This window comes from Alkalihalobacterium sp. APHAB7 (assembly GCF_048323755.1).
Taxonomy (GTDB): domain Bacteria; phylum Bacillota; class Bacilli; order Bacillales; family Bacillaceae_F; genus Alkalihalobacterium.
Genome location: NZ_JBLWFS010000001.1, coordinates 38,908 through 52,883, shown reverse-complemented (window position 1 = coordinate 52,883; position 13,976 = coordinate 38,908). Strand labels below are relative to the sequence as shown.

The 13,976-nt window shown below is 36.5% G+C and carries 12 protein-coding genes; 3 read left to right on the top strand and 9 right to left on the bottom strand.

Annotation, left to right across the window (positions count from 1 at the left end; translation table 11 throughout):
• Nucleotides 1-144: 144 nt before the first annotated feature.
• Nucleotides 145-1,590, top strand: coding sequence for a DEAD/DEAH box helicase (locus ACNSTQ_RS00260; RefSeq protein WP_418197857.1), 1,446 nt, complete (start codon nt 145-147; stop codon nt 1,588-1,590).
• A gap of 565 nt (nt 1,591-2,155) precedes the next feature.
• Here ACNSTQ_RS00260 and ACNSTQ_RS00255 read toward each other — a convergent pair.
• Nucleotides 2,156-2,995, bottom strand: coding sequence for a DUF2971 domain-containing protein (locus ACNSTQ_RS00255; protein ID WP_418197856.1), 840 nt, complete (start codon nt 2,993-2,995; stop codon nt 2,156-2,158).
• Nucleotides 2,996-3,786: 791 nt separating this feature from the next.
• On the opposite strand from ACNSTQ_RS00255, the gene ACNSTQ_RS00250 reads away from it, so the two are divergent.
• Nucleotides 3,787-4,920 (top strand): YecA family protein, encoded by a 1,134-nt coding sequence (locus tag ACNSTQ_RS00250; RefSeq protein WP_418197855.1) that lies wholly within the window; start codon nt 3,787-3,789, stop codon nt 4,918-4,920.
• 108 nt (nt 4,921-5,028) lie between these two features.
• Here the strand turns inward: ACNSTQ_RS00250 and rlmH are convergent, their stop codons facing one another.
• A complete protein-coding gene (gene rlmH / locus ACNSTQ_RS00245; protein WP_418197854.1) occupies nt 5,029-5,508 on the bottom strand; it encodes a 23S rRNA (pseudouridine(1915)-N(3))-methyltransferase RlmH in 480 nt (159 codons plus the stop codon).
• 69 nt (nt 5,509-5,577) lie between these two features.
• Nucleotides 5,578-5,739, bottom strand: a complete 162-nt coding sequence (locus ACNSTQ_RS00240) for a CxxH/CxxC protein (protein ID WP_418197853.1) — start codon at nt 5,737-5,739, stop codon at nt 5,578-5,580.
• 197 nt (nt 5,740-5,936) lie between these two features.
• On the opposite strand from ACNSTQ_RS00240, the gene ACNSTQ_RS00235 reads away from it, so the two are divergent.
• Nucleotides 5,937-6,860 (top strand): 3-hydroxyacyl-CoA dehydrogenase, encoded by a 924-nt coding sequence (locus tag ACNSTQ_RS00235; protein WP_418197852.1) that lies wholly within the window; start codon nt 5,937-5,939, stop codon nt 6,858-6,860.
• A gap of 60 nt (nt 6,861-6,920) precedes the next feature.
• Here ACNSTQ_RS00235 and ACNSTQ_RS00230 read toward each other — a convergent pair whose 3' ends face one another.
• From ACNSTQ_RS00230 to yycF, 6 genes are all read right to left on the bottom strand, one after another.
• Complete coding sequence (locus tag ACNSTQ_RS00230; protein ID WP_418197851.1) at nt 6,921-8,138, bottom strand: S1C family serine protease; 1,218 nt, start codon at nt 8,136-8,138, stop codon at nt 6,921-6,923.
• Between the two features lie 307 nt (nt 8,139-8,445).
• Nucleotides 8,446-9,240: an MBL fold metallo-hydrolase gene (locus ACNSTQ_RS00225; protein ID WP_418197850.1), complete on the bottom strand. Its 795-nt coding sequence runs from the start codon at nt 9,238-9,240 to the stop codon at nt 8,446-8,448.
• A 33-nt stretch (nt 9,241-9,273) separates the two neighbouring features.
• Nucleotides 9,274-10,044 carry a two-component system regulatory protein YycI gene (locus tag ACNSTQ_RS00220; RefSeq protein ID WP_418197849.1) on the bottom strand — a complete coding sequence of 257 codons (771 nt, stop codon included), beginning with the start codon at nt 10,042-10,044 and terminating at the stop codon, nt 9,274-9,276.
• Nucleotides 10,031-11,371: a YycH family regulatory protein gene (locus tag ACNSTQ_RS00215; RefSeq protein WP_418197848.1), complete on the bottom strand. Its 1,341-nt coding sequence runs from the start codon at nt 11,369-11,371 to the stop codon at nt 10,031-10,033. Before ACNSTQ_RS00215 ends, ACNSTQ_RS00220 begins: the two co-directional genes overlap by 14 nt.
• Complete coding sequence (gene walK, locus ACNSTQ_RS00210; protein ID WP_418197847.1) at nt 11,364-13,193, bottom strand: cell wall metabolism sensor histidine kinase WalK; 1,830 nt, start codon at nt 13,191-13,193, stop codon at nt 11,364-11,366. The genes ACNSTQ_RS00215 and walK overlap by 8 nt, the downstream gene beginning before the upstream one ends.
• Before the next feature lie 2 nt (nt 13,194-13,195).
• Entirely contained in the window at nt 13,196-13,900 is a 705-nt protein-coding gene (gene yycF / locus ACNSTQ_RS00205) for a response regulator YycF (RefSeq protein WP_418197846.1), read from the bottom strand.
• Nucleotides 13,901-13,976: the final 76 nt, after the last annotated feature.

Sequence of the window (13,976 nt, the reverse complement as noted above, 5' to 3'; positions counted from 1 at the left end):
TCTGTTACTTTTTAATATTTAAAATAAAAGCCGTTTTATCCCGCACTTTTCAAGTATAATGAACCATATTCAGATAATGCATATAATACTTCTTCAAGAGAATTCTATACATATGACGAAAAAACAAAAAAACGAGGTTAAAAAATGAGTAAAAGAAGTTTTGCGGATTATCATGTGAGCGAAGAAATAAAAAGAGCACTAGCTGTGCTAAAATACGAAACTCCAACAGAAGTTCAAAGTGAAGTCATTCCATTAGCAATGAAAAATCAAGATCTTGTCGTTAAAGCTCAGACCGGAAGCGGAAAGACTGCCTCCTTTGGTATTCCTGTGTCGGATATGATTGAATGGGAAGAAAAAAATCCACAGGCCTTAATTCTTACCCCAACTAGGGAGCTTGCGGTTCAAGTCCGCGAAGACATTACGAATATCGGAAGGTTTAAACGCATTAAAGCAGTGGCCGTCTATGGAAAAGAACCTTTCGCAAAACAAAAGGATGAATTGAAACAAAAGACTCATGTAGTCGTTGGTACGCCTGGGCGGGTCATGGACCATATTGAACGAGAAACCCTTATATTGGATCAAATAAAGTATCTTGTTATTGATGAAGCTGACGAGATGCTTAATAGAGGTTTCATTGATGAAGTGGAAACGATCATTAAAGAGCTTCCTTCAAACCGAGTAACAATGGTTTTTTCTGCTACCTTGCCTAAAGATGTTGAAAATCTTTGCCATAAATATATGAAAGATCCTATCCAGATTGAGATTGAATCAACTGGGGTAACAGCCGATACCATTGAACATTCTTTAATTGAAGTACGAGAAGAAGAAAAGATTTCACTCCTTAAAGACGTCACGGTTGTCGAAAATCCAGACAGCTGTCTGATTTTCTGCCGAACCAAAGAACACGTGGATACAGTGTACAGCGAACTCGATAAAGCTGGATATCCTTGTGAGAAGCTCCATGGGGGTCTAGAACAAGAAGACCGGTTTGCTGTTATGGAAGGGTTCAAAATGGGGAACTTCCGCTATTTGGTAGCCACTGATGTAGCTGCCAGAGGCATTGATATTGATAACGTGACCCTTGTCATCAACTATGACGTTCCTATGGAAAAAGAGAGCTATGTCCATCGAACCGGAAGAACCGGCCGTGCCGGTAATAAAGGAAAGGCGATTACGTTTTCAACACCTTTTGAAGGAAAGTTCATTAAAGCCATTGAAAGATACATTGACTTTGAGATACCTACTATAGAAGCTCCAAGCCATCTAGAAGTGGCTGGCGAGCAAGCGGCTTTCAAAGAAAAACTTAGCGGCAGGCGAATTGTAAGAAATAATAAAACAGCTCGAATCAATCAAGACATTATGAAACTCCATTTCAGCGGTGGTAAAAAGAAGAAAATTCGTGCTGTTGATTTTGTTGGAACGATCGCAAAAATCCCTGGAGTCACAGCAGATGATATCGGCATTATCACCATCCATGATCAAATGTCTTACGTTGATATTTTGAATGGAAAGGGCTCACTCGTATTACAAGCCATGGAGAATGCGACTATTAAAGGGAAGAAGTTGAAAGTGAGCAAAGCAATTAAATAAAAAATTTTATAGAAAAACCTGAATTCCCCCTCAACTTAAAAAGATGAGGGGGATACTTGCTTCCATTAGGATTTAAAGTCAACAGATACCAAACACTCTAATGACATTACACTACTATTTATGACAAGCCTTTCACTGGCAGGTTTAATTAAATTCCTATACGGCAACTTTTGATAAACCCCAGTTACATATGTTAAGGTTCACCGTGGTGATTTAAGAGGCAAAAAACAGCATTGAAAAATTTTCAATGCTGTTTTTTATCTTTTGTTGCAGAGTATATTTTGAATTGATCAGGAGTTAAATTGCTCTTTATTTTTGAATCTTTTAACAAATCATTTAAAGAAAGCAAGAGAACTACAAAAGAAAAGAAGAACGATATGCTGAATTAATTAAAAGTATTAAGGGATTCTATGTGGATTCAGATGACCCAAGTTTAAAGGGTAACTTCCTGCAACACTTTTTTCATTTAAACTCCAAGTAATAAATCCAGCAGTTACTGAGAGTAATGTTATCAGTATTGGTAAATACTCAATCATGACTTATATGGCCCCTTTAACTCCTTTAATTAGCGAATTCCAAGATTACTTTCCAATATAATTGCAGATGGATTCAAATCATTTACGAGACTTTCTATTATTTGTTTTTGGGCATAGTTAGCTCTTGGTCCAATTAGTATTTCCATATCATGCATAGCATGTTCATCCAATTCAAGATCAAAATAATCTTTCTTCAGCTTTTCTGTCTCTAAACGGTTAATCAATTTAGCCTGATCTTCGTATGATTCTGCTGATTCTAAGTCACTCAATGTCCAAGGAACTACAAAAAATTTATAACGGTACTCTTTTTGAAACGTCCAATTCTTGTTTTTATATATTCCTATACTTTTAAGACTTATGTTTTTCTCCCAACTTGTTTTTTTAGCGCCATTTTCTATCTTAGTTTCTGGTTTCATCTCCGTTAATACTGTCCGATTTAACTTATCAGGATCATTAATGTACTGTACTTGATAAAGACTTGCAAAATAAGGAGGGTTAAGTAAACAGCCATGAGTCGAAAGTTTTTCATTGGTTAGTGATGGATGGGTTATATACTCCCCGTTAATATGTCTTCCATCAGGAGAAATCTTTATTGTTTTAAATGGATTAATTGGCAACCTAATCCTTACTCCAGACATATTAGGTGTATATAGGTTCCACAATGGAATTGATTCCTCTGTTTCATTTGTCCAACAACTAACAAAACAAAACCTTCCAAGATCCCCATAATCTTTTGTTTTCTGTTCTTCAATATCGTCCACTCTTGACAGACTACTGAAACGTATCGTTTTATTTCTCAAAATTAAAGCGAGGGTTTCAATACTCGTATAATGATAAAGATATGATAATTCATCCAACTGCTTATTCACCTCTTTTGCCTACCCCCTTTTAGTAAAGTGAAAGATTTGGATAACTTTTTCTCCTTCTATGGTAGTAGTTCTAATAACATTCATTTAAAGAACTCATCAACCATTATGGATTATGCCTATAATTCTATTACCAAAGGAGAAATCAAACAGGTCCGGAATTTGTAATTAAAGTCGAAAGCTTTTTATTAACTATTTTCCCTAAACTTCATAATTTAAATGAAAAGGAGTTCAATATGCCTGCAAAAACTCAACTAAAGAAAGTTATATCTGACACTTTGTATAAGAAACAAAAAATTAGAATTTTATTATTGCTAATAGTTCATCGGAAAACCTCTACAATTAGTTCAAAATCATAAAACCTATCAAAATAACAATAATATGAATAGGCTCTCTTTAATAATAACCATCATTTACTTATGGTACGGTTCACCGTAGTGAGTTTAAATGAGGTTTATATTTTTTGACTCTTTAATGTTTGTGAAGCTGATGAAGGAGAATCACTAAATCCTAAACTTGCTGCTTCTTTTCTTGCTTCGTCTAGTTTCTATGGTTTTTCCCTCTTTTGTTCCCTGGCTATAAGAACGTGCATCCGAAAGTCCTAACTTTTGAAATATCCCCATAGTTTCTCCATAAGAAATTGCTTGTCTATTTACGCCATCAATAGATTCTAACTCAGATTCAATACCAGTTTCTTTTAATTTATCTATTGTTGATAGAAAAGCACTACCTCAAATACTTCAAATGTTATAAAATGTAAGATATATGATATTTATTTAAAGGTGGTTTCAATAATGTTTGCACCATTAAAAGAAGCAAAACAATATCAATTTAAACCTTATGAAGAGTGTCCTTGTGAAAGCGGTAAAAAATACAAATTTTGTTGTTATGCTAAAAGTAAAGACCTTAAAATCGATTCTTCTAAATTTAGTGCAGCTCGTCTTACTGCTGAGGGGCAGAAATTATTTAGAGATACTGAGTTTAAAATGTGCTTTGGTTTTGATACTTCTGAGTGCAGCAAAAATGTTATAGGAGCACACTCTATTCAAAATAATGGAGTGATAAATACTATTTCTTTTGAAAATCATGTTTACACATTAAGCCTAGAGATTGGTCAAAACTCAATGCTTCCTCAATTAAAATTTATAACTGTAGGTAAAAATAAGGCTAGTATTTTTTCTGGATTCTGTAAGAAACATGATGAAGAATATTTTAAATGTATTGAAGATGAAAAATATGAAGAAACACCAGAACAAAATTATTGGTTTGCATTTAGAGCTTTGTGTTTTGAATTACATAGAAAACTAAGATTAAAAAAAAGTTATTCCTTACTTTTTAAAAAGCATGCTCAAGCTACTAAAGTGCCAAGTATATACACAAACTTTTATAACACCGAACTTAATATCAGAGATTCTTGGAAAGAATATGAAAGATTCAAAAATGTTTATGTTGAAAAATCATTTGATGATTTAGAATCCTTTGTTAAAGAAGTTCCGTTTAAAGTTGGCTTTACCGCTACTACTTCTGTAGCTGTAGGAATAGATTTGGAGGGCAACATTGCAGCAGATATTTATAATTATGACAAAAATTTGTTCATACCTAGCATGTATATCTCTGTTATTCCCAAAGAAAATTCAACAATGATTATTATATCAAGATTTAAAGAAGATACTTGTTATGAAAATTTATTTTCACAATTAAAAAACAATAAACACGATGAAAAACTCTTTAGATATATCACATTTTGTTTAGCTGAATATAGCGAAAATGTATATTTTTCTCCCTCTGTAATTGACTCCTTAGACGAAAACAAAAAGAGTAAAATTAGAAGCGCCTTTATGGGTGTAGTAAGCCCAACACCTGAATTAAGGCTTCAAAATCTCATGGATACTACTTCTTTAAATCTATTTGATTTAAAACTTTCATAAAAGTATTTTCTAATATAAATTATTAAACTAAAGTTTTTTATTAATAACAGGCATATTCTGGTTTGTTTTGAATATGCCTGTTTACTACTCTTTAAGAAGTAACCTCACTTACTTATGGTATGGTTCTCCCCGATTAATCCTGAACGCCCGATACACCTGCTCCACCAGAATTAACCGCATCAGCTGATGGGGGAACGTCATCTTTGAAAACGATAGCTGCGCATTGGATCGTTTTAATACTTCATCACTCAATCCTAACGATCCGCCGATAATAAACGCAATTTTACTTTTACCGTAGGTCGCCAGCTTGTCTAGTTCCAACGCTAATTGCTCGGACGACATTTGCTTTCCTTGAATGGCAAGCGCAATCACATGCGCATCGGGATGCACTTTGGCAAGGATTCGTTCGCCCTCTTTTTGTTTAATTTGTTCCATTTCTGTGTCACTTAATTGTTCAGGTGCCTTTTCGTCTGGTACTTCAATGACTTCTATCTTTGCATAAGCACCTAATCTTTTTAAATATTCATTTATCCCCAACGTTAAATATTTCTCTTTTAGCTTTCCTACAGTCACAATTGAGATATTCACAGGTTGCTTCTCCCCATTCTAGTAAAGTTATCCACAGAACTTATCCACATATCCACACACTTGTTCCCATTAATCCGTAATACTGTATGTAGGATGCTCTTCACAGAAGGAACAAGTTGTGGATAATTTTTGTTCATCTGATAGAATTTCCATGTTGGGTGCTGCCTCACACTCGTCAATAATATGATCCATTGCTAGTTCTACGTGTTCTTCACAAGTATAGTATTTCATATTGTTACTCCTTTCACATCCGCTCATTAACTTTTTGGCTTTTTATTATAACATACCCCATACTATCTCTCGTTACTTGTGGATAAACTTTTTAACTCTCTTACTATTTTTGTGTACACCAACTAACAATTAAATGGTAAAATTTATTCAAATTAATCTATTTATTTAAACCAGCCTAAAGTTGAAGGAGCGAAATTATGAATTTTATCAATATTACTGTTGCAGGTAGTGGTGTGTTAGGTAGTCAAATCGCTTTCCAAACGGCATTTAAAGGATTTAATGTATCTGTCTTTGACATTAATAATGAAGCGATTGAAAAAGGAAAGGCGAGACTTTTAAAACTAAAGTTACGCTATCAAAAAGAATTAGGGGCTTCTGACGAAGAAGTGAATGCAGCATGTGACCGTATTTCTTTTTATACGGATCTGCCTCAAGCAACGAGAGATACGGATCTTGTAATTGAAGCGGTTCCTGAAGTGGTATCCATCAAGACAGAGTTCTATGAGAAATTAGGACAAGTTGCACCCGAAAAAGCTGTTTTTGTTACTAACTCTTCAACGTTCCTTCCTAGTCAATTTGCAGAAGCTACAGGCAGACCAGAAAAGTTCTTAGCACTTCATTTTGCTAACGAAATCTGGAGAAACAATACAGCAGAGATAATGAAGCATCCAGGGACAGATATGAAAGTATTTGATGAGGTACTTCTATTTGCTTCAGAAATCGGCATGATTGCTCTTCCTTTATATAAAGAGCAACCTGGCTATATCTTAAACTCTCTATTAGTTCCATTCCTAGAAGCCGCTCAAATGCTTCTAGCCAATGAAGTATCTGACGTAGAAACGATTGATAAAACATGGATGATTGGAACCGGTTCACCTATTGGTCCGTTTGCTATTCTAGATGTGGTTGGCGTGACTACCGCTTATAATATTACCAATGCAAAAGCGCAAGCAACGGGTAACGAAGAGCTTAAAAAGCTTGCTAACTTTATTAAAACAGAATATATCGATAAAGGAAAATTGGGAAGAGAAACAGGAGAAGGCTTTTATACATATCCTAGCCCGAGTTTTGCTAAACCGGACTTTTTAAAAGGGAAAGCTGACCACTTAGTAAAAAGCTAAACACAACAATAAAGAGGCATTCTTGACGAATGCCTCTTTATTGTTCATTATTTTTAGCAACTAAAAACTTTGTTGTTCTGCTAATGTTAATTGTATGGTTTCCTTCTTGCCTTCACGATAATAGGTTACTCTAATTTCGTCACCAATTCGTGTTTTTGAATATAGGTATTTTCGTAAATCATGGCTATTCTCAATATCGGTGCCATCAATTTCAACTATGACATCATATTCCTTAAGGCCTGCTCGCTCCGCTGGCGACATTGGTGCAATACTTGTAATAAATACACCTGCTTTCACTTCTGCTGGCAACTTTAATGTTTCTTGCCAGTGGTACCCTGGAATTTCTGATAATGACCGAATGCCGACTCCCATTTGCGGACGTTGCACCTCACCAAAGCGCTCGAGGTCTTCAATGACAGGCACCGCAACAGCTGTTGGAATTGCAAACCCAATTCCCTCTACAGCACTCTGGTTAATTTTCATGGAGTTAATACCAATTACTTGTCCTTTTATATTTATCAGTGCTCCTCCACTGTTTCCTGGGTTAATCGCTGCATCTGTTTGTAGAACTTCGGCATGCCAATCGATTTGCCCGTTTCCAGTCAGGTCAACAGGGATGCTTCTTTCTTTTGCACTAATAATTCCTTGAGTAACTGAGCTTGAAAAACGAAGACCTAATGGGTTTCCGATCGCAATGGCTGGCTCTCCAGCACGTAACGTTTCTGAATTACCGAATTCAGCTACTGTCGTCACCCCTTCATCGGCAATTTCAAGTACGGCTAAGTCGGTAATCACGTCTGCGCCTAGAAGTCTCGCTTCTACACGAGTTCCATCTGCCAGACTAACCTCGATTTGTCTAGCACCGTCAATCACATGATGGTTCGTTACGACAAATGCTTTACCATCTGCTTTTTTATAAATAACGCCAGATCCTGTACCTTCATTTATATCTTCCGACCAAAAGCTCGATTGTTGGAGATTGATCACACCAACAACTGCATCAGATACCTTTTCAACGGCATCTGTAATATCCGTATTGACAGAAACATTGACCGTTTGTTCTAAACCATCTGGTGTAGTTTCAATCACTTCATAGACCGGTCCATTCGCTCGTTCTACTTCAAATGGGAGAAGTCCCATTTGTGAGAGAGCTGGAATTGAAAAAAGAACCATTAAACCTCCAATAACTGCACCAATAAACGCTGACAGACCTAGCCCTTTTCCATTGCGTCGGTTCTGCCTCGTTTCGGTAGAATAGTGTTCATCGTAATATCCCATGTCTGCCACCATCCTTTATCGATAGTAAGTAAAACTCTGCCTTTTAATTTTATTATATTTGCCCTGAGTAAAAAGTCTACATGAGAGCAACACTTTTGAATATTTCACATACTATCTACTAGATTTCCCAAAAATTAAGGCTATCAAACCACTTTGAAATGCCTCTCGCTCAAGCTTTTTTTAACACAGTGATAGTGATGAATGATAGTTTCGTAAAAATTTCACTTTATTAAGCAAAAACAGGAGTGAGACATTAAGTCTACACTCCTGTTTTTGCACTATTTATCTGCTAGTGCAAAATACTTACTTATACGGCTGTCAATTCGGTTGGCTTATCAGGGTCTGTGTCATATAACGAAAATTGATGGCCATGACCACAATCCCGTTCGTCTAAAATTTGACTAACCGTCATTCTTGCTAAGTCTTTCATGTTATTATCTTTACTTAAATGAGCCAAATATACGCGAGATGTTTGTTCACCGACGACATCAGCTAAAGCATGAGCTGCATCTTCATTTGATACGTGCCCTACGTCACTAAGAATCCGTCGCTTTACACTCCAAGGGTAACGCCCCATTCGAAGCATATTGATGTCATGGTTCGATTCAAAAATGTACGCATCGGCATTTTTGATCGTTCCCTTAATTCGCTCACTGACATATCCCATATCTGTCGCAAGTACTAATTTTTTGCCTGAATGGTGAAACACATAAAACATCGGTTCTGCCGCGTCATGAGACACCCCGAACGACTCGACTTCAAGGTCTCCAAATGATTTAACTTCTTCTCGTTCAAAATGAAACTTTTGCTCGGATGAAAGTGTCCCTAAATCTTTCTCCATAGCTTGCCATGTCTTTGCATTTGCATAAACGGGAAGATTGTATTTTCTTGCTAATATTCCTACTCCTTTAATATGATCACTATGTTCATGAGTCACAAGAATGGCATCTAATTCTTTTGGTTGGCAGCCAATGGTTTTAAGGAGCTCGTCCATTTTTTTTCCACTTAAGCCAGCATCAATCAGTATCCGCTGGTTTTCAGTAGCGACATAAATGGCATTTCCGGAACTCCCACTAGCTAAGACGCTGTATTGCAAAGTCATATTTTTTCACTCCAGTAATCTCATCGAATTCATTTAAAATACGTCCTGTACGGAACCGTCTATTGCGTTGACCAAGTAGTCCTCACCCTCTACAGAAATTCTCCACATCGGAGCAAATACTTGGACATCACCTACTTGTTTAAAGAAACTATAATACCCAAAATCAACTTGGGTAATCGTTTGATTGGCCGTAATTAATTGTTCATTTAATAGCCGTTCGATTGCTTTTAATCCTGAAAGAAACTCTTGTTCTCTACCCGTTTCATCCACTTCGTACATCATTTGTTGATAAGCTACGATTTCACTTTGATCATTTAATTGAAGAATAAGAGGGGCCTCATCGAAAGAATACATGATTTTTTCATCGTATTGTTGCATAAACTGCAACTGATTACGTTCTTCATCTTGTTGACTAAAACGATACATGTCTCCATTTAGAACATATTCCTCGAGAAAACTTTTCACTTGTTGACTCATTGAGCCTTGCTCTAACGGATATGGTTCTTTGAGTCTTGAAATCATCGTTGTTTCATTTACGAAAGTTATTTCTTGTTCTTTTAATTCACTAACCTCTTCTTCTGAAATGACAACATTTTTACCAACAATTAAAAATCCAGATTGTATTTCATCATCAAGCGTGTCTTCAATTATGATGTTCATCTCGTTTAGACGTTCTTGCAGGGTCGCCTCAATAATCATTGTAATTTGATTATGATGATTGAGCTCTCGTAACTGATAAAAAAGAAAGCTATTTAATAGGATAAACGTAATGATAAAAATCGTTTTCGCTCTACTCCAATCCATGATCGTCACCCTCACGTTCTATACCATCATCAAACGATAATTTTTGCCACACGTTATCGTAGTAAATATACCAATGCGGTTCTATCGTTACGAATGCATTCCATTTTTTCATTTCATAGCCTATCGTTATTTTCTGCAGTAACGTTCGATCAAAGTACTCTCGCTGTTCCAGCTGATTGATAACGTCGTGTCCTGATGGTAACTCTACTATTGTTCTTGCATATTCCATCGGTTGTTGGTCTAAATCAAATAAAGGTCTTACATATCTTGATGTTTGGTTACCTGTTCGAAACACGTGCAGACTCATCACGTCATAATCACCTAATGAAATTACCGGGTATCCGTTTAGCCATAACCGATATTTGGCTTCTTCCTTACCTTCATTTGAAACCCAATTGTCTAATAGATATTGGTCCGTCCAACCACCATGGCCGTTAATAAAATCAATACTGCTTACAATAACATTTCGACTTCCTCGCTCGGGGTTTTCACTATAAATCGGATTAATATAATCCATGAAATTGCCATTATTAATAATATGAATGAGACGATTTCCATCTGTGTATGATTCATCGCCATTCGCCTGACGAAAATATTTGGCTGACAATGGATCATTAAAAAGCAGCTGCTTAAATACGTCAACTAAAACAGGAGTGACCGTATAAGAAATCGTTTCTACATATACGCTCTCTTCAGGTAAATACAGTGATTTTCGCCATTGGCCCATTTGTGAACCTACTGTGTAATCGAAAACTTTCAACAATTCATCAGTTTGTGCCATGTAATTTTCCTCAAAATCACTAGTTGAAAATGAAGTTTCTATATCTAGAAATCGGTGTTCTTGACTAGAAACGACACGATAATGAACTTTATCTGTTTCACGATTTGGATATACGAGTACTCGCTCCACATTATCAATCGGCATAATGAAATCTTCTTCCACATTTTCAAACAAGTTTAAAAATACATCCCCTGGGATCTTTGTTGGAAAAACAAGTTCAATCGCTTCTTCTAACACTTGGCTGAGTGTGATATTCGACATTAACGATATTTCTTCCACTCGACTCGTCAGCCATTGTTCATAGAACTCCAGAAAGCGTGGTTCTGTATTATACAGTAAAGAATGGTCACCATTGACATGAAAAACCAATTGTTCTGGAACTATAACTTGCGATAACGTCCTTTCTTCATTTAAGTTCGGATTATTGACGTAATCCGCATCTTGAAGTAGCGCATAGTTTGGTTGGAAAGTCCAAATTTGCCATGTCAGCACAAGGCTCAGTAATACGAGAAACGTAAGTGTCCCAGATTTAATGTTCTCATACATAATCGGACTCTCCTCTCTTAAAACTTGAGTACGGTAATGTAAAATAAATCGTTGTTCCTTCACCATACTCACTTTCAACCCAAATTTCACCTCGGTGAGCATGGACGAGCTCTTTTGCAATGGCCAGACCTAAGCCTGTCCCACCAATGTTTCTCGCCCTCGCTTTATCTACACGATAAAAGCGGTCAAAGATTTTCATCTGACTTTCACGAGGTATTCCCACACCTTGGTCAGAAATACTGAGGCGAAGATTATTTCCTTGATGGAGCAAGTGAACAGCAATTGTTCCTCCGTCTGGTGAGTACTTTATTCCGTTGGAAATAATATTATCTATAACTTGAGTAATTTTATCTTTATCAATTTGAACAAACATTTGCTCTTTAGGTATAGTTCGGGCAAAATGGATGTTTTTTTCACTCGCAATCATTTCAAATCGATCGACTATATTGTGAAGAAAATGATTGAAATCAACTTCTTCAAGCGTGAATTGATAATCTTTACTGTCCATTTTAGATAACTGCAATAAGTCATTTACAAGCCTGATCATCCGTTCGGTCTCATTTTGCGTCACATTTAAAAACTTTGACGCCAGTTCAATATCTTCAATCGCACCGTCTTCTAAAGCTTCTAAATAGCTTTTCATTGTTGTTAATGGTGTTCGCAGCTCATGGGATACATTGGCTACAAATTCTCTTCGTTCTTGTTCAATTTTTTCTCGTTCTGTCACATCATGAAGAACGGTAATGATCCCCGTAATCGGTCCATTATCTTTTTGAATGACTGAAAAGCTCGCTTGTAATAAAAACTCTTGATCTTCTGTACTAAAATCAAGCAAAATAGACTCACTATAGTCATCTAATTCGTTTGCTGCAAAGGTCTCAGAAAGCCTTAGCACTTCTGGAAGCGGTTGAGAATAAGCTTCTTCACTCGTCGTTTCTAGCAATTGTTCTGCTCTTTGGTTCATTAAAATTATATTACCGTGCTGGTCCGTTGCAATCACACCATCCGTCATATGCGTTAGGACAGAGCTTAATTTTTTCTTTTCACGATCAGTTGACGCGTTGGCTTCTTTCAACTTTAACGTCAGATCATTAAACGACATCGCGAGTTGTCCGATTTCATCTCGTCCGTAAACTTGAACTTGTCTAGAAAAATCTCCTTCCCCCATCCGTTTCGCTTGCTTCTTCATTTCTATGATTGGTGTTGTAATCGTTCGTGCAATCAAAATAACAAGAATGGCCGTAATGAAAATGGCAATGACGGTCCCCTTGGCAAGAATATTATTAATTTGTTTGATTTGATCATAGATTTCTTCCATTGAGGCTTCGATATAAATGGCACCAATTGTTCCTTCTTTTGACTGAACGGGCATTCCAATGACACGCATTCGATGGCCTGTCTCAGGATCACGTAAGGTGGCTCCATCTTTTGAACCGAGAAGTGCACGTTTCACTCTCACTTCGGTGCTTTGTTGTCCGACAATATGGCGGTTTTGAGCATTAGAAGTCGCTAAAACCACCTTATTGATATCAACGACTTGAGCTTCCGAATTTTCTACAGGAAAAAACTCTCTTAGCAGCACATTAATATCTCTAGTAAGTGATGAGTTATCGTCTCTCGTTTTCGTTAACTCTTGTTCGATGCTATACGCTAGTAAGTTTGCTCTTTCATCTAGCATTTCTTGATAGTTATTAACGAGTTGGTCTTCTAATTGACGAATAAAATAAACACCGGTAATTTGTATTGCAATAAAAAGCAACAATACATAAATAATAATCAGCTTAAATTGAATCGATTTAAAAAAACCGACCTTGTTGTCCATTCTTAATTCTCCTGCCCTGGAAGACGTAAATAATATCCGACTCCTCTACGTGTAATAATCCAAGCAGGAAAACTAGGATTATCTTCTACTTTTTCACGAAGTCGTCTTACCGTAACATCAACGGTTCTTACATCTCCAAAATAATCGTATCCCCAAACGGCTTGCAGTAAATGTTCTCTTGTCATTACCTGACCTAAGTGATTTGCCAAATAATGAATGAGCTCAAATTCACGGTGGGTTAGTTCAATTTCTTCACCACGGCGTTTGACTAAGTAAGCATCAGGCTTAATCACTAAATCACCAACGACAATCTCTTTCATCTGCTTCTGTTCATCTGGTTTTATACTATGACGTCTTAAATTAGCCTTTACTCTCGCGATTAACTCACGCGTACTAAACGGTTTCGTTACATAATCATCAGCCCCTAATTCAAGGCCCAACACTTTATCTATTTCAGAGTCTTTTGCCGTCAACATAATAATCGGCATATCATGACTTTTACGAATTTCTCGGCAAACTTCCATTCCATCTTTATAGGGCAACATAATATCAAGTAAAATCAAATCAGGTACTTCTTTCAGAGCTAATTCAATTGCTTCATTACCATCATGTGCACAAATGACATGGAAGCCTTCTTTTTCTAAACTAAACTTCAATATATCTGCAATTGGTTTTTCATCATCAACTACGAGAATGCGGTTATCCATTTTAATCGCCCCTAACCTAGTTTACGTTTTACTTATCTTCATATTTTAACATATTAACTGTTCACAAAAGTAGATA